This is a genomic window from Nitratireductor thuwali (assembly GCF_036621415.1).
In the GTDB taxonomy this organism is placed as follows: domain Bacteria; phylum Pseudomonadota; class Alphaproteobacteria; order Rhizobiales; family Rhizobiaceae; genus Chelativorans; species Chelativorans thuwali.
Genome location: NZ_CP030943.1, coordinates 180,285 through 197,334, shown reverse-complemented (window position 1 = coordinate 197,334; position 17,050 = coordinate 180,285). Strand labels below are relative to the sequence as shown.

At 62.1% G+C, this 17,050-nt stretch carries 12 protein-coding genes and 5 pseudogenes; 10 read left to right on the top strand and 7 right to left on the bottom strand.

Annotated features, from left to right (window positions below; translation table 11 throughout):
• Position 1 precedes the first annotated feature (1 nt).
• The 3 genes and pseudogenes from NTH_RS23005 to NTH_RS22995 form a co-directional block, all read left to right on the top strand.
• On the top strand, positions 2 to 811 hold the full coding sequence (locus tag NTH_RS23005; RefSeq protein ID WP_338532312.1) for an enoyl-CoA hydratase/isomerase family protein: 810 nt from the start codon (positions 2 to 4) through the stop codon (positions 809 to 811).
• Positions 812 to 841: 30 nt separating this feature from the next.
• The gene (locus NTH_RS23000) at positions 842 to 2,038 is read left to right on the top strand and encodes a phenylacetate--CoA ligase family protein (RefSeq protein ID WP_338532311.1); all 1,197 of its coding nucleotides are present in this window, start codon (positions 842 to 844) and stop codon (positions 2,036 to 2,038) included.
• Between the two features lie 42 nt (positions 2,039 to 2,080).
• Positions 2,081 to 2,225, top strand: a pseudogene (locus tag NTH_RS22995) (IS3 family transposase); the annotation flags it as partial.
• A 376-nt stretch (positions 2,226 to 2,601) separates the two neighbouring features.
• Here the strand turns inward: NTH_RS22995 and NTH_RS22990 are convergent.
• The 6 genes and pseudogenes from NTH_RS22990 to NTH_RS22965 form a co-directional block, all read right to left on the bottom strand.
• Positions 2,602 to 3,576 carry a hypothetical protein gene (locus NTH_RS22990; RefSeq protein ID WP_338532410.1) on the bottom strand — a complete coding sequence of 325 codons (975 nt, stop codon included), beginning with the start codon at positions 3,574 to 3,576 and terminating at the stop codon, positions 2,602 to 2,604.
• Positions 3,577 to 3,735: 159 nt separating this feature from the next.
• Positions 3,736 to 3,894 (bottom strand): annotated as a pseudogene (locus tag NTH_RS22985) (recombinase family protein); the annotation flags it as partial.
• A gap of 66 nt (positions 3,895 to 3,960) precedes the next feature.
• A pseudogene (locus tag NTH_RS22980) lies at positions 3,961 to 5,892 on the bottom strand (recombinase family protein); the annotation flags it as partial.
• The gene (locus NTH_RS22975) at positions 5,882 to 6,079 is read right to left on the bottom strand and encodes a hypothetical protein (RefSeq protein WP_099868111.1); all 198 of its coding nucleotides are present in this window, start codon (positions 6,077 to 6,079) and stop codon (positions 5,882 to 5,884) included. The gene NTH_RS22975 and the pseudogene NTH_RS22980, both read right to left, overlap by 11 nt.
• A gap of 785 nt (positions 6,080 to 6,864) precedes the next feature.
• A pseudogene (locus NTH_RS22970) lies at positions 6,865 to 7,748 on the bottom strand (IS110 family transposase).
• 189 nt (positions 7,749 to 7,937) lie between these two features.
• Complete coding sequence (locus NTH_RS22965; RefSeq protein WP_338532310.1) at positions 7,938 to 8,852, bottom strand: LysR family transcriptional regulator; 915 nt, start codon at positions 8,850 to 8,852, stop codon at positions 7,938 to 7,940.
• 82 nt (positions 8,853 to 8,934) lie between these two features.
• On the opposite strand from NTH_RS22965, the gene NTH_RS22960 reads away from it, so the two are divergent.
• The 6 genes from NTH_RS22960 to NTH_RS22935 all read left to right on the top strand — a co-directional run bounded on the left by NTH_RS22960 (position 8,935) and on the right by NTH_RS22935 (position 15,803).
• The gene (locus tag NTH_RS22960) at positions 8,935 to 10,479 is read left to right on the top strand and encodes a sulfatase (protein ID WP_338532309.1); all 1,545 of its coding nucleotides are present in this window, start codon (positions 8,935 to 8,937) and stop codon (positions 10,477 to 10,479) included.
• A gap of 119 nt (positions 10,480 to 10,598) precedes the next feature.
• Positions 10,599 to 11,822, top strand: coding sequence for an ABC transporter substrate-binding protein (locus NTH_RS22955; protein ID WP_338532308.1), 1,224 nt, complete (start codon positions 10,599 to 10,601; stop codon positions 11,820 to 11,822).
• Positions 11,823 to 11,880: 58 nt separating this feature from the next.
• On the top strand, positions 11,881 to 12,801 hold the full coding sequence (locus NTH_RS22950) for a carbohydrate ABC transporter permease (protein ID WP_338532307.1): 921 nt from the start codon (positions 11,881 to 11,883) through the stop codon (positions 12,799 to 12,801).
• A complete protein-coding gene (locus tag NTH_RS22945) occupies positions 12,798 to 13,628 on the top strand; it encodes a carbohydrate ABC transporter permease (RefSeq protein WP_338532306.1) in 831 nt (276 codons plus the stop codon). Before NTH_RS22950 ends, NTH_RS22945 begins: the two co-directional genes overlap by 4 nt.
• A gap of 42 nt (positions 13,629 to 13,670) precedes the next feature.
• Positions 13,671 to 14,765: an ABC transporter ATP-binding protein gene (locus NTH_RS22940; protein WP_338532305.1), complete on the top strand. Its 1,095-nt coding sequence runs from the start codon at positions 13,671 to 13,673 to the stop codon at positions 14,763 to 14,765.
• Positions 14,766 to 15,803: a DUF4432 family protein gene (locus tag NTH_RS22935; RefSeq protein WP_338532409.1), complete on the top strand. Its 1,038-nt coding sequence runs from the start codon at positions 14,766 to 14,768 to the stop codon at positions 15,801 to 15,803.
• Between the two features lie 158 nt (positions 15,804 to 15,961).
• On the opposite strand, the gene NTH_RS23195 is transcribed toward NTH_RS22935, so the two are convergent.
• Positions 15,962 to 16,306: a transposase gene (locus NTH_RS23195; protein WP_422392462.1), complete on the bottom strand. Its 345-nt coding sequence runs from the start codon at positions 16,304 to 16,306 to the stop codon at positions 15,962 to 15,964.
• A 6-nt stretch (positions 16,307 to 16,312) separates the two neighbouring features.
• On the opposite strand from NTH_RS23195, the pseudogene NTH_RS22925 reads away from it, so the two are divergent.
• Positions 16,313 to 17,000 (top strand): annotated as a pseudogene (locus NTH_RS22925) (ISKra4 family transposase); the annotation flags it as partial.
• Positions 17,001 to 17,050: the final 50 nt, after the last annotated feature.

The window sequence follows — 17,050 nt, the reverse complement described above, 5'->3', positions numbered from 1 at the left end:
GATGTCCGATCGTTACGCGAAATACGACAAGCTGAAATTCGATTATCCGGCCGAGCGTGTGCTGCGCATCACCTTCGACCGGCCCGATACCTTCAACTCGGTGGACGCCGAGACCCACACGCAGATGACCGATATGTGGATCGACATCGATCGCGATCCCGACATCAATGCGGTGATCGTCACCGGTGCTGGCAAGGCGTTTTCGGCGGGCGGCGATTTCAGCCTGATCGAGAGCATGATCGGTAATTCGCACGAGATCATGAAGACGTGGAAAGAGGCCAAGAACCTCGTTTACAATATTATTAACTGCAACAAGCCGATCATATCGGCGATTAACGGTCCGGCGGCCGGCGCCGGCCTGGTCGTTGGAATCCTGGCCGACGTGTCGATCGCGGGCAAGAAGGCCAAGATCGTTGACGGCCACCCCCGTCTCGGCGTCGCCGCCGGCGATGTCGCCGCGATCATCTGGCCGCTGCTGTGCGGCATGGCCAAGGCGAAGTACTATCTGATGACCTGCAAGCCGGTCTCGGGTGAGGAGGCTGACCGGATCGGGCTAGTGTCGATGTGTGTCGAGGATGAGGTTCTACAGCAGACCGCGCTCGACATCGCCACCGAGCTGGCAAATGGCTCGCAGAGCGCGATCCGCTGGACAAAATACTCGCTCAACAACTGGTTGCGCCAGGCCGGCCCGATCTTCGACGCCTCCACTGCTCTCGAAATGCTCGGCTTCATGAGCGAGGATGTCAAGGAAGGCGTCCTGTCGCATCGCGAGAAGCGAGCGCCGAATTTCCGCAAGGACTGTCCGATCTGAGCCGTGAGTAGCAGGGGAGAATAGGAAGCAATGTCCATTGACATCTATCAGGACATCGCGACCGCCTACACCGCGGCGGCAAAGAAGGCGCCGGGACTGAAGGCGCGGTTCGAAGCGGCGGGGTTCGACCCTGGCAAGGTGTCATCACTGGCCGAGCTCTCCCGCCTGCCGGTGATGAAGAAAGAGGAGCTGCTGAAGCTCCAAAGAGAGAACCCGCCTTTCGGAGGGTTCCTCGCCGCCGATCTGAAGGAGATAGCGCGCATCTATGTCTCCCCAGGCCCGATCTTTGAACCGGCGCTGCCAGGCGGCGGCGGTCACGGACTGGATCTGCTGTTCAAGGCGGCAGGCATAGGCGCGGGAGACATCATCCTGAACACATGGATGTATCACCTCGTGCCGGCTGGGCTTCTCTTTGACGAGGCAGCGCAGGCCTCAGGCGCCACCATTATTCCCGGCGGCGTCGGCAACACCGAATTGCAAGCCCAGATCGTCGCCGAGACCGGCGTCACTTGCATTTGCGCGTCGACGGCGTTCTTCCTGACCTTGGCCGCCAGGGTGATCGAGACCTATGGCCGCAGTGCCTGGAATGTGAAGACCGCCTTTCTGGGAGGCGAAATGGGCGACTGGATGGCCAAGCGCCGTAGAATCGAAGCTGACTACGGCGTTTCAACCTGGGCGGCTTATGCCACGGCCGATCTCGGTCTGGTCGCCTATGAGGATAGCGGTGAAGGTTACGTCATCCATCCCGACCGGGTGGTGCAGATTTGCGATCCTGTCAGCGGCGACCAACTCCCCCACGGCAAGACGGGCGAGGTCGTGGTGACCGCACGCGACGCCACTTGGCCGATGATTCGCTTTGGCACTGGTGACAGCGCCTTTGCGCTGGAAAGCAACCACGACGGCAGTGTGCGCCGCCTGTCGGCCATTCAGGGGCGCGTGGGCGAGGCAGTAAAGGTGCGGGAGATCTTCGTCTATCCGCGCGTGATCGAGGAGGTGGTGATTGCCACGCCCGGCGCAATAGCGGCTCAGGCCGTGGCCGCGCGCGAGAATGATCGCGACCTTGTCCGCATCTCAATTGTGCTCCAGGAGAACGCGGATCGTGCCAACGCTGAAGCCGCCGCCAAGAATGCGTTCGAGCTTCATGCCCGCCTGCGCGTGCACGAGATCATCTTTGTCGACGAACTCCCTGCGGATGCACCACTGCTTGTCAACGACAAGGACAGCTGAAACAAAACGGGCCTGCGGTGAACCGACCAGGTCGCTCGCTCGGCGAGCGCCAACCGGAGCCTCGGCAACCTCACACCGGCCCGACGTCTACTTCGGACGCAGCCAGACCATCTTGCAGACAAGAGAAAGGATCAAACGCCAAACCATCAACCAACGGCGCTTGCTGCATCGCAAGGCTGCCGCTTAAAATGAGAACCCTGATGGGCCAGAGCCTCCACTAGATCAGGCCGCCGATTGTCCCAAAAACTCTGACGACGGACAACGGGCCAACACCAGCGCCTTCAGCGCAATCGGATCGTTGGGAAGCTGGTCCGCCGTGATCGCCATGATGGGCAGGACCACAGCACATTCCCCACCCTGCGGCGAGGCCGGAATGCCGCCTGATTCACTTGGTCGCGGCTATCCGGCCTCGGCCGGAACCCGCGTCCTGCGCATCTGATGGACCCGCCGCCAATCGAGCCCTTCGAGCGATTACCCATGTTGATACCCCTTCTGATGAGGCTGAATGATTCTCAGATCAAGGTGGCTGATGGTTTGGTTGCGGAGGTCTCGGACCGCATTGATCACGGAAGGGAGTTTTGGAACAGGTAGGCGCCGGTCGGCTGACGGTCGATCAGGAGGCGCTTCTGTCTGATTTGCACATAGATCCAGTTGACGGGGATGTTTAGCCGTGCGGCCAGTTGTGTGGCGCTGAGTGATGTGGCCTCGTGGGTCCAACGGCTGCGCTGTGCTGCTACCCTGATGCCGGCACCGAGCCGGATCCGCTGCACCGTGATCGGCAGGACCTTGTCTGCGCAATTGGGCGAGCGGTGCCCCTCCCGTGTGAGGATGGCAGCAATCTCATCGTCGGGCATACCGACCTGCGCGAGATCGAGCAGACGCGCACGCATTTCTTCGCCGCGCGTGAGCTTGGCGATGGAATTGACCTTCATCTTTACCTGAAGTTCAGTCACCGCGCCGCCGCGCCAGATGATTCTGACCAGAGCAACGTCGTGCTCGCCGCGATCGATAACGACTTTTTCAATCAGACAGCGCAACAGCGCCTTGCGATGTGCGTCCGTCGTGGCCTCGTCCGCCCAGATTTGCGGCAGGCGGCCGGACAGGGCGACAACCTTGCTGTTGAGGGCCTTGCCCAACGCCATTTGCGTGACTGGCTCGGCCGAAGCTTGCCGGGCAAGGGCTTCTTCGGCAGCGCGGACCTCGCTCAACGCGGCTTCCCACCGACGCTCGAGTTCGCCGGCGACAAGTCGATTGTCGGGATCGACGCGATTGAACTGGCGCTCGGCCAACGCCGCAGCATAGCGCTTGCGCTCAAGCTCACGTTCCGCGCTGCCGCGCAAGGCCTTTTCGACTTGCTGCTGTGCCCGGCGGGCCCGTGACAATGCATCAATCTCGGCCGGCGCCAGTGCCGTCAAGAAAGCGGCGGCGACGGTGGCATCCACGTGTGAAGCACGGATGTACTGGCACGCCGGCACGCCCGTTTGAGAGCGCAGGTGATTGCATACATACTCGCCGCCACCTTTGTAACGAGCGTACATTTTGTGACCGCAACGCCCACACCAGGCGATGCCATGCAGCAGAAGTTCGCCGTTGCGGGGAGTACCTCTCGTATGGATGCGCATGTATTCGGCTCGGTTGTCTCGCACGATGGCCCGGATCTTCTCATAGGCTGGCCAGTCGATGTAAGGCGGATACCGGTCCTTCACGACGATCCGCCATTCATCGATCGGCCGCGGTATTTTTGCCGGCGGACCGCCTTCGTGCATGGTGGCACGGAGCCTGGTTCGTCCATAGACGAAGGCACCGGCATAAGCGGGATTCTTCAGGATCGCCGCCACCGCCGAAACCGTCGCGCGCGCCCAGCGCAGTTCTCCATGCCGGTCGCGGCGCGGCAGAGCCAGGCTACGATCGTTCAGCACGCGCAGGGGGTGGACGCCTTCGATCTCGCCTGCTTCGGCGGCGAGTCTAAGGGTCTTCGATGCAACGCCGAGGAGGCGCGCTGCCTTGTTCAGATTGAGCCATGGCTCGTTCCCATCCGCTGCCGGCCGGAAGACTGGGATCTTGTGATGCGATCTGTGCGCCGTGACCCGCTCCCGGGTCCAACGATTGCCATGCCCAGTTACCAGGCCGTTGCGGTTGAGAATGCCGGCGATCAGGTTGTCGCTGGCGATCAGCACCAATTGCCGAATGGCCGCGATAATATCGGCGGAAGTGCTGTTGCGCTGTCCACGGCGCCGCTTCGGCAGGCGAAGTCCGGTATGGGCACCGCCAATCCAATGGATCAGCAGGACGATCTCGGAAGCCTTGTCGTCGATATCGGTGACCACCTCGTGAATGACGGTGCGAACGATGCGCTTTTTGAGCCTGGCATCCGTCGTTGGCGTCGACCAGATCGCCCGAAGATCCGCAGCCAGGGCGGTGAGATCCGCTGCCGACACAAGCGACGGCTTCGGCGTCGCGGCATCATGAGCGGCGATCTTGCTCTCGACCTCGTCGACATGCGCAAGGGCGCGGTTCCATCGCATCTCCAATTCCGCCGCGACCAGACGGTTCTCAGGATCGGCGGCGTCATATTGACGGAAGGCCCGGTCGGCGGCGTAGCGGGCAGCCTCCAGATCGCGGCTGATGGCATCCCGGACCTGGTCACGACGATTGGCAGCTTGCGCCTCAGCTTCGGCAGCGGCCGCGATTGCGCCCGGCTCGACGACACGTAGGAGTGCTTCCTCAATCGCATCGTCGACGCGCAGTCCGCCGAATGCGATGCAACGCGGCTCGCCGTTGTCGAGCAGACCCCGCCAGCAGGAATAGCGCGGGATGTTGTGCTTCGTCCCCGTGTATCGCACCGTGAGCTTTCGACCGCAGCGCCGGCAGCGAACAAGGCCTGCCAACAACGCGTCGCCATGCTTGGGCGCTCCGTGATGCCGGCTCGTGGTCACATTGTCGGTCACCATGGTGCGGATCGCCTCTGCCCTTTCCCAACTTACATAGCCTTCATGGCTGCCCGGGATCAGCGCCAGCCAATCCTCGCGCGGCTTGCGGCGAGCGCCCGGCCGAACGGGAGACGGACCAGATCCCAATGCGACACCAGACTTACCATAGGCGTAGGCGCCGCCGTAGATCGGGTTCTCGATCATCCGGTGGATGGTCGCATAGTTCGGCCTGCGCCAGACGACGTCGCCATTGTTACGCTTGGCGGGCAAATCCAGCCCATGCTCGAGGAACCACATCAGGGCCTGACGGGCGCTGCCGAGCTCAGCGACCTTGTCAAAGACCATGATGATCGCTTCCTGCACGCGGCGATCAGGATCCTTCTCGATCCGGTCCCCGACCTTCACGAAGCCCACAGGGGCTGCAACAACGAGTTCGCCACGGCGGGCCTTCTCGTAGCGAGCCGAGAGCGAACGCTGGCGCAAAAGATCGAGCTCGTACTCGTTGAGGCTTCCCTTCAGCCCCAACAGCAGCCGGTCGTTGCCTTGGCGCGGCGCGTAGACCGTCTCCTGGTCGACCAGCACGGTGTCGACGACGCGGCACATCTCGATAAGTTGTTGCCAGTCACGGCTGTTGCGGGCAAACCGCGACACCTCCCGCGCCGCCACCGCCCCAACCTTGCCGAGGCAGACCTCCGCGACCATCCGGTCGAACCCGGCGCGTGCGACGCCGCCGGCGGCAGAGCTGCCGAGATCGTCATCGATCGTGTCGATACGAGACCAGCCGAGCGCCGTCAGGCGGTCCCGCATGGCATATTGAAGTGTGCCGCTCTCGCGATTGTGCAGGACCTGATGGGCGGACGACTGGCGCAAATACAGGATTGCCTTCCGCTCCAGATGATGCGGCCTGATCTTCTCATGCATCATGACGCGCCTCCCTCTCTCCGGGAGAGCGCTCGTCGTCGACGTGGTCGAGGATCAGGCTTACCATCAGCTTCGTCACTGACCGACGCGTCTCGGCGGGCAGCGCCTGCCATCGCGGCGTCTGCATCGTCTTGGCGTCGTTCGGCTTCGAGAACAGATCGAACTGGTATGTCGTGGGCTTGCGCGGCATTGACATCTCTCCGATTCGTGTCATGAGAGCCCGATGCTGCGCCTATCGCCTGAGATTGCGTGGGGTATCCGTGTCCCGCAGCAGTGACGCCAAGGCGCCGAGCGCGGCAAGGTCGACGTACGGAGCAGTCGTGATGCGCCAGCTCGCGCTGACCACCCGGTCGAACATCCACGCCGGAATCTCCAGCCAACGATGCAATGACTGGCCGGATAGGCTGCAGCGGAGGACCGCTGCTTCGTTCTTGTCGATCACCTCGTGGACAAAGACGCGCCGGCCAGTCCAGGGATGCCATGGGTAATGAAGCTCGCGTTCAAAACCGTTCCCGTGGGCGTTCTGTCGTCGAGTTGTACAACGAGCAGCGGCCACACGGCGCGATCGGGAACAAGGTCCCGGCCGCGCTCATGAAATCGGCACACGCAGCCAGCCCGTGTTGCTGATCAAGGCCGGAAAACTCTAGCGCCCGCCGAGGGCGCATCGGGTAGCAGACCAGAAACCCTCGGACTCTCCCTTACGCTGGAGGGAAGTCGGGGCTCATGTATGGACGGCCTCCGCGTGGCAAGGGCTTTCTGACAGTGATGACAGGCCGGTCGGGTGCAGGCATGTATTCGGCCTTTGAGTGCGGCCGCTTTATGCCGCTGGCCCTGATGAAGTCCGCGGATCGGATCCCAGACAGGTCAACGCGCTCGCAGGCGCTGCTCCCCACTGAACGGGTCTTTCCAATCCCGGCTCGACCGTTCGTCATCACACCATCAGCACCTCACCATCTCTGCTGCCGTTCGCGGCTGTCAGGCAGCGCGGACTTCAAATCTCTTCCCGGTGGTCATGAGCGCCCAGACTATCCGCGCCATCTTGTTGGCCAAAGCCACGGCAACGACGGTGTAGGGCTTCTTGGCCAGTAGTTCGCTCGCCCATACTGTTGGAGCCGCCTTCCCTTTGCGGCTGAAGCGTAGCATTGCATGGGCGCATCCGTCACGGTCGCGACGATCGCGCTGGCAGTGATTGGGCCGATGCCGGGGATCGTCTCGAGGCGCCGGCTGAGCTCGTTAGATCGGTGCCAGGCATGAATCTGCCGGTCCATCTCGCCAACTTTCTCGTGCAGCTCACGAAGCTGCTGGATCAGGGGGAGGAGAGCGGATCGGGCAAGCCGAGGGATCATGTCGTGATCCTCGTCTTCGACCAGCGCGACCAGCATGCTCACTCCGGCGACGCCCTGACGGGTGACGATCCCGAACTCGGCCAGATGCCCTCGCAAGGCGTTGATCAGCATAGTCCGCTGACGGATCAGTAGCTCGCGGACCCGATGCAGCATGAGAACGCTCTGCTGCTCCTCGCTCTTGATCGGCACGAAGCGCATCGTGGGCCGGCTTACCGCTTCACAGATGGCCTCGGCATCGGTGGCGTCGTTCTTCTGCCGTTTTACATAGGGCTTCACATAAGCTGCCGGCATCAAGCGGACCTCATGGCCCAGCGCCGTCACGATACGAGCCCAGTGGTGGCCCGTCGCACAGGCTTCGATACCAATCAGGCACGGCGGCAATGATGCAAAGAACGTGGCGACATCGTCGCGGCGCAGCTTCCGGCGGACAACGACCGCGCCTTCCGCATCAACGCCGTGCACTTGAAAGACGTGCTTGGCGATATCCAGACCGATTGTGCTAACCTTTTCCATGGACGGCTCTCCCTCATGTGACTTTCGACAGCCACACTTTGGCACATCGCGATGCCGGGAGCGGAGGCCGTCCACCACATCAGGTCAGAGGAGATCGGATCGCTGCTTCGCTGATTGACCGGCCCTGCCGCTGCCAGGGCCAGTTGTCTCTAAAGATCTTAGAGCGATTCCGGGAGAAGAGAAAACGATCTACGTTAAGCCGAGCCGCGCGATGTCCTCCTTCAGCATCGCGAGCATCGTCTTAACGGGGGCGAGCGAACGCATCGAGCTGCGATAGGTCACGCCGCTTGCTATCGTCCATTCGTAACCGTTGACGTTGAGCGGACATAGCTCCGGATTGATGTCTGGATGCACCAGCGGGTGCGGAAGGCTGGTTAAAAAGCCGTCGTGGCGGACGAGTTCAAGCGCAAGGTTCAGTGACTGGGTGGAGACGGTCGATTGCGGCGGCGTCATGCCGGCCGACCGGAACAGCCGGCCGATCTGCTCCATGGCTATGCTGTCGTAGCTCAGCATCACCCAGGGATGCGCGGCCAAGTCCCTGGCTTCGACCTTGTCCCGCGCGCTCAAGGCACTGTCCTTCGACGCCACAATGCAGTTCGACTGATCGTAGAGAAACAGCTCGTCCAGACCTTCTCCAGGATGATCATCGAAAGTACCCAATCCTCCGGCATAAAGGCTGATCTCACCCGCCTGCAGCGCGGGAATGAGCAGAGCACCCACTCCCATTCGCACCGAGACGCGCAGGTTGGGATAGTCGCGCGCGAGCCGGGCCAGCACCCGCCGCATGAAGACGACGGCATAGGTGGGGCCAACTCCGATTCGCAGTTCGCCTTGAGCTCCGTCGCGTGTGGCACCGAGTTCAATCAGAGACCTGTCCCATTCCGACTGGATTTCCCGCGCCCGCCGATAGAACGCCTCTCCCATCGGCGTGAGCACGACGCCCCGTGCCGAGCGATCGAATAGCGTAGTCCTCAGATGCTCTTCGAGCAGCCGAAGCGACTTCGACAGGGCCGGCTGGCTGATGTTGAGAGTGCGGGCGGCACCCTGAACACTGCCAACCTCGGCAACAGCGAGGAAGTGTTTGAGGCGCCAGATCTGATCCATAGCCAGCAGTTATACCTGATATCTCCATTACTATTACCCATGGTCTGTGCGGCTGTCTAGAGTGGCGGTATAGGAGGAGTTCATGCGCGCAGTCTTTGTGCTTTTCGATTCACTGAACCGAACCGCGCTCGGGTGCTATGGCGGGGAGCAGATCGCCACGCCGAACTTCGATCGTTTCGCGCGGCGGGCGATCACGTTCGACAAGCACTATGTCGGATCGCTACCCTGCATGCCAGCTAGGCGCGATATTCATACCGGGCGGCTGAACTTCATGCATCGGTCATGGGGCCCACTGGAGCCGTTCGACAATTCCATGCCGGAGATCCTGAAGTCGGCCGGCGTCTACACCCATCTTATCAGCGACCACTTCCACTACTTCGAGGACGGCGGCGCAACCTATCACAGCCGGTACCGGACATGGGAATTCATCCGGGGGCAGGAATACGATCCCTGGATCGCAATGGTTGAACCGCCAATCGAGCGGTTCAAGGAGATGTACTCCGATCGACACTACAACGTGCCGACCGAGCCCAAGCGCAGGCAACACCAGATCAATCGCGAAAAGATCAGGCTGGAGGAGGAATATCCAGGTCCCCAGTGCTTCGACCGGGCGTTCAGGTTCCTCGACGACAATCGTGGTGCCGACAACTGGATGCTGCATCTGGAATGCTTCGACCCGCACGAGCCTTTCCACGCGCCGGACAAGTACAAGGATGCATACCGGACGTCGTATAACGGGCCGATCCTGGACTGGCCGAAATATGCCGCCGTACGCGAGAGCGAGGTCGAGATCGCCGAGATCCGGGCCAACTACGCCGCGTTGGTCGCCATGTGCGACGCCTATCTGGGCAAGCTGCTTGACTATTTCGACGGACACGGCCTGTGGGAGGACACCTGCCTGATCGTTACCACCGATCACGGCTTCCTGCTCAGCGAGCACGACTGGTGGGGCAAGAACCTGACGCCTTACTACGAGGAGATCTCGCATATCCCACTGATGGTCCATCATCCACGCTTCGCCGAGCGGGCGGGCACCCGCGTCGTTGAGCTGACCCAGACTACAGACCTGATGCCGACCATGCTCGACATCTTCGGGCGGCCATGTCCGCCGGAAGTCACGGGACGCTCATTGCTGCCCATCATAGATGGCGCCAAAGGCCCGGACGCGATCATTTTCGGCATGTTCGGCGGACCGGTCGGCGTGACCGACGGGGAGTACAGCTACTTCCGTTATCCGGCAAACCTGTTCGACGAACAACTCGGTGAGTACACACTAATGCCGACCCACATGACCGGCTTCTTCAATTCCACCGAACTGAAGACCATGTCGCTGGCCCACCCGTTCGACTTCACCAAGGGACAGAAGCTTCTCCGCTTCGACGCACTCAACGAGGCACGCCGGCCGCCGGGCCTCGACGGGACGAAATTCGGCGCTTTCGAGTCCGCCATCTATCACAACGCCAACGATCCCAATCAATTGAAGCCGATCCAAGACTCGGCGGTGGAGGCTCGGCTCAGGGATGCGGCCGTCCGTATCCTTCGCGGACACGACGCTCCGCGTGAATATTTCGCCTGGATGTCGCTCGACCAAACCGCCGCAATATCGTCAGTACAAGGGAGGAAATGAACATGTATGCTGCAATGAAACCTAGGGACGGCCGGAGCGCTTTACGCGCACTGGCAGTTGCGTTGTTAATGTCGACAGGTGCGGGTGTAGCATCTGCCCAGAACCAGCCAACCGTCTCGATGGCCATCAACCAGTCCCCTTGGCTCAACTCGTTCGTCGCAATGGTCGATCAGTACGAGGAGGAAACGGGTAACGTCGTGGAGCTGGACGTCTCGCCGTTCGGCGGCCTGCTTGAGAAGATACGCAATTCGGTGCGTGCTGCCGAGGGCACCTACGACATCGTCAACGTCAACTCGCTGTGGCTTTCCGAGATATATTCCGGAGGTTTCCTGGCGCCGCTCGGTGACGTCGAGGCGGACTACAAGTTGCCCGAAGGCGTGCTGTCATACGGCGACACGACGAACTGGGACACCTCTGCCGCGACCTTCTCGGCCGACGCCGCGCTGATGGGCGTTCCGGTCAACGGCAACGTCCAGGTACTCTACTATAACACTGACATCTACGAGCAGCTCGGACTGCAGCCACCGAAGACCTGGGACGATCTGTTCGCCAACGCACAGAAGATCCAGGAAGGTGGCGAGTATTATGGATTCGTGCCGCGGGCGGCACGTGACTCCATCGTCTACAATTTCACGCCTTACCTGTTCAGCCACGACGCCGCGTTCTTCCGCATAACCGGCCCCAAACAGGCCGAGGTCACGCTCAACAGCCCGGAGGGACTCCAGGCGCTTGAAACATATGTCAAAATCGCAACCGAAGCCGGTCCTCCCGGACCCGGCAATATCGCGCAGGGCGAGTTGATCCAGTTGATGGCGACCGGAAAGGGAGCGCAAGCGATCGCAGTGATCGCGGCCTGGGGGCAGCTCGAGGACCCCAATGCCTCGCGCGTCGTCGGCAAGATCAACGCGGCCCTGCTTCCGGCGGGGCCGGGCGGTTTAGTGGCGTCGAGCGCCGGTCACTGGGTCGCCGGCATCCCGAAGAACGTCGCGCCCGAAAAGCAGAAGGCGGCGCTCGCTTTCCTCGACTGGTTCGCCCAGAAGGAGCGCCAGGTCGACTACGTGCGCGCCGGCGGGGTGCCGGTGCGCGGCGACATCACCGGCGCCGACCTTGGCGATAATACCGCGTTCCGCTTCATCGATGCGTATTCGCAGAATGCGCAGCATGCAGTGATGGGCCTTCCCTTCGCCGCCGCCGCCGAAGCCTCGGACGCCATGTCGCTGAGCTTCAACCGGGCCGTCATCGGTGAACTCACCCCGGTGCAGGCACTGAACCAGGCCACCGCCGATCTGGCAGGTGTTCTGGAGCGGGCTGGCTTCACCGTATCGCGGCTGCCCGACCTTTGAGCGCGCACGGCGCCGGCATCGGGCCGGCGCCGGTCGCCGAGCGGACTGGATCGACCTGATGGACCTTAGGCGACCCTATGAGAAGGCCAGGCGCAACCGGCTCTGGATTGTCAGCTCCCTGTTGCCTGTCGCCGCGTTCTTCATCTTGCTCACGGCCTTTCCCGTCCTCAACCTGCTCGGGCTGAGCTTCTTTCACGTCGAATGGCGCGAGGGTGCCGCGAGCTTCGACTTCGTGGGCACGGAGAATTTCCGCCGGCTGTTCGTCCAGGAGAACGTTTTCTGGGCCGGCGTGCGCAACAATGTCGTTTTCGCGGTGGTGGCGGTGACCTGTCAGATGGTGCTCGGCTTCTCCATGGCGCTGGCGGTCAAGACTGCCGGATCTTACGGTCGCGCGCTGCTGACGGGCATCTTCCTTCTGCCGATCGTCGTGCCGCCGATCGTGATCGGGACGATGTGGCGGCTGATCATGGGGCGTGAATTCGGGCTGGCGAACACGCTGCTCGGCTTTGTCGGCCTCGGGCCAGTGGACTGGCTGGGCAATCCCGACATCGCGCTGGCGTCTGTCATTTTCGTCGATGTGTGGCACTGGACGCCGTTTGTCTTCCTCCTGATGCTGGCGGGGCTGGAATCCCTGGACGGCGAGGTACTGGAGGCGGCGCGTATCGACACGGTGAGCCGCTGGCAGCAGATTCGCCATGTCATCGTGCCGATGATGATGCCCACCATCGTCATCACGCTGCTCTTCCGCGTGATCCTGTCCTTCAAGGTCTTCGACGAGATCTATCTGCTGACCTCGGGCGGGCCTGGAACGGCCACCGAAGTCGTGAATTTCTCGATCTACAGGACGTTCTTCCGGCAGGACCAGGTTGGCTATGGCGCCGCAATGTCGGTCGTGACGCTGTTTTCCATCAGCCTCGTCATCATCCTTGCCCGTGAATTCATGCAGCGGCGGGCGTCACGCCGGGATGGTGCGGCATGAATCGAAGCATCAGTCTCGGCCGCGTGCTCGCCAACACAGTGGTTTGGGGTTATGCGCTGGTGATCCTGGGGCCGACGCTATGGGTGCTGTCCAACGCGTTCAAGTTCAAGATCGACATCATCACAGGCGCGACATTGTCGCCGCTGACCTGGATCAATTTCCGGGAACTTCTCTTCTCCCGCCAGTCGGACTTCCTGGCCAACCTGTTCAACAGCGCCGTGATCGGCGTCGCGTCGACGGCGATCGTCATTATCGTCGCTACGATGGCGGCCTTCACCATCGTCTATCTGGAGGTGAAGCCGTGGGTGCGGTGGGCGATACTGGGCTGGGCGCTCCTTTTCCACATGTTGCCGACGCTGACATTCGTCGGCTCCTGGTACCTGATGTACTCAGCCGCCGGACTTCATGGCACCTATTTCGCGGTGATCATGACGCATGCCGTCCACAACCTCCCGATGGCGCTTTTCCTCATGGTCAGCTTTGTCGGCGCGCTGCCGCGCGAACTCGTCCAGGCGGCGCGGATGGACGGGTGCACCTACGCCCAGGTGTTCTGGCGCATCGTCTTTCCGCTGGTGCGCGGCGGTATGATCGCCGCCACCGCGCTCACCTTCATCTTTTCGTGGAGCGACTTCGCCATTTCGCTCACGCTTACCTCGCGCGACACGATGACCGTTCCGGTGGCGATCGCCACCTTCGCGCAGGAATACGACATACGCTACGGCGAGATGGCGGCCGGCACGTTATTGTCGATCATGCCTGCCCTGGTCCTCATTCTCGTCGGGCAGAACTTCATCGTCCGGGGCCTACTTGCGGGAGCAGTCAAATGAGAACGACGAAGCAGGCGCCATGCCGCCGAGGCGGAGACGGCGATGTCTGACGTGTCGCTGAAGGGCCTAAGAAAATCCTACGGGAGCGTGAAGGTGATTCCGTCGCTGGACCTGGACATATGCTCGGGAGAATTCGTCGTGCTCGTCGGTCCCTCGGGAAGCGGCAAGTCGACTCTGCTCAGGATGGTCGCCGGACTGGAAGCTGTCGACGCCGGCACCGTCAGCGTCGATGGCGAGGACGTTACCGCGCGCGATCCCGGTGACCGCGACATGGCGATGGTGTTCCAATCCTATGCGCTTTACCCGCATATGACGGTCGCGGAGAACATGACGTTCGCGTTGCGCATGCGCGGCACTGACGAAGCGACCATCGGCGAGCGGCTGTCCGAGGCACTGCGTATGCTGTCGCTCGAAGGCCTCGAGCACCGCAAGCCCGGACAACTCTCGGGCGGGCAGAGGCAGCGGGTCGCCATGGGCCGCGCCATCGTGCGTGAGCCGAGAGTGTTCCTTTTCGACGAACCGCTGTCCAACCTCGACGCAAAGCTGCGGGCCCGCACTCGAATTGAACTGCGTGAACTTCACGACAAGCTGGGCGCGACGTCGATTTTCGTCACGCATGATCAGATTGAGGCGATGACGATGGCCGATCGCATCGTGCTGCTCGACCAGGGACGTATCCAGCAGGTCGGCTCCCCGCGCGAAATCTACGAAAGGCCCCGCAACGTGTTCGTCGCGAGCTTCATCGGCTCGCCCGAGATCAATATGCTGGCCGGGAACCTGCGGGTCGAGAGCGGCGCGGTCTATTTCGATCAGCTCGTTCTTCCACCACGCGGCCCGGAGCCCACCTCGCCTGTGGGCATCGCTGCAGGCCCCTATACGCTCGGCATCCGTCCCGAGGGCTTCGACATAGCGCGCGAGCCCGTGTCGGGCGGTGTGCCGATGGTGGTGGGAGCGATCGAGTACACCGGCTCCGACACCTTTGCGTTCGGTGAATCGCCGATGGGACATCTGACGGCCAAGATCAGTGCCGACCAGGCCATTGCAGAGAATCTTCACACGGGAGAGACGCTCCATGTCAGACCTCTCGCCGATAGCTGGCATCTGTTCGACCCGTCGGGCGAACGTGTCGGAGGTTGAATTCTTGCACGGAAGTGCACGGTTCACTCATCAGCTCCCGCCAGGGGACATAGTCTGAACACGCGCCCCGCCCCTTCGGATGTACGCAGCCTCGTCGGCGATCTCAGGCAGGTCGCCAGCGTCCGCCGCGTTATCCTGGCGGAAGGAGCAGAAGCCGGCGTAGAGGCGCTTGTCTTTTCGACCGGCGGCGGCCTGGACTTCTGGGTGACGCCGGGCCGCATGCTCGACATTGCCTTGCTTTCGTGGCGCGGAAGTCAGATCGCCTGGCAAAGCCCCGCCGGCATGCGGCCCGTCGATGTGTTTGCGGGCGGACCACGCGCCTTCGAACGCGGCTTTGGCGGATTTCTCAACACCTGCGGCTTCGATCACATCCGGCAGCCGACAGACGGGCTGCCGCTGCACGGTTCGGCGCCGTTCACCCCGGCCCGGCTAATGGACAGCGGGGAGAACTGGGACGCGGAGGAACCTCTCCTCTATTGCGAGGGTGAGGCGGTCTGCCGGCGCCAAGGCGATCCCGCCTATCGGATGCGTCGGCGGGTCGAGGCCCCGATCGGTGGCGCGACGATCCGCATCCGGGACACGGTGGAAGTGATTGGCCCTGACCCGGCTACGGTGCTGGCGCTTTATCATTTCAACGTAGGCTACCCCGCGGTTCGCGACGGCACGGAAGTGCTTTTGGACAAAGGGCGCGTCGCTGGGCCGCTGTCAATTCCGGAGACCGAGGCGCGGGCGGCAACGCTTCATCGTGCATACGGGGACTGGGCAGACTGTCGCGTTGTTTCGCCTGATTGTGGCCCCGCGATCGACTTCCGCTGGCGCACGGATACGCTGCCGTGGCTCCAGCTCTGGCGGAATTTGCGTCCACACAGCGGGGTGCTCTCGATCGAGCCGTGCAGCATTGGCCGCCTTACCGACGGCGCCAACGAGCCGTCACTGCCGCTCAATGCCGGCGAAGCCCGTTCCTTCGCCATCGACATCGCGTTCGCTTCGACCCGCTATAACCGGCAATTCCGTGGTGGCAGAGGAGCTCAAGTCTGATGCGCACAGTCTTGCCGTCACAATCCACCTTCCGCGCAATAGCGGTGATGCTGAGACCCTGCCCCGGATCATGACGATCTCCCTCAGTGCCTTCACCTGCCTGCCTCCGCCTTTCCTCGCTCGGTGCATCAGACCAGCTTCCTGCGGTTGGGGAAAATTCAATCGACGCTTTCGGGGAGATTACGTGCGGCGATTACACATGCGTCCGGAACCTTGTCCGCCTCGATATCGGCCTTCTCTGCGCCGGAGTCGCGTTGCTTCGGCGCGGCTTGTGAGATATTCGCGGGACAGCCATATCGTCCTAGTCTAGCGTCGGGTACGCGATCGCCGAGCACCAGGCCCAGAAAGCGCATGAAGGACAGCCGGTCCTGAATCTGGAACTCGGCTTGGTCGTCCGACAGGCCGCCGAGCGCCTGCGGAACAGCGCTTACGGTTAAATGGGGGAGCGGGAAAAGGTGGGGGTAAGAATCTTCGGGTAGTCGAGGCCTTTTTTGGAAGGGCACTCGTGGATGACGCAATTGAGGATGAAGGTCTGGGTGGAAATTGTCGGCGCCGATGACGTTCCACGGTGTCGGGAAGTCGCAATCGTCGAGCGGATTATCGACTGTGCGCGGCTCGGCGATTTCGGCCTCTCCCTGGAGGATGGCAAGGCGATCCAGCGGCGTCTGCAGGAAGAGTTTACCCAGGTCCAGGTGGATCAAGCCGGCCAGCAGGATCGGAAATGTCCCGAATGCAACCCCCTCGTGGGGTTCATGATTATCGGTCTCGTACGGTCCATTCGCTCTTCGGCATTTGTCGCCTGCGCGTACCTCGGTTCCGCAGCTGTGCCTGCGGAAGAACGGCAAGCTCGGGCACCGGAAGCATCGAGGCCCTGTTGACGGGCAGAGCAACGCCGGAACTGGAGCGCATCCAGGCCGAACTCGGCTCGCGATTGTCGTTTCGCGAAGCAGCCCGTATCCTTGATCTCTTGGTGCCGACCTCCCGACCACACAATCACCGTACCGTTGTCAACCGGCTGGTCAAGGTGGCCGATCAGATCGAAAGGTGGGACGCCGAAAGCCCCTATCGCATCAGCCGAGCCGACGCAGCGCCCATCCCGTATTCATTGATGGTGCCTTCATCCGCGCGGTTCCCGGGTATCAAAGCCGGCATTTCGAAATCTCGATGGGGCGTGTAATCTCCGGACGTAATCTCCCCGAAAGCGCCGTTTGAATTTTCCCCAGACGCGAGCGGCGTCGGCGATTTCC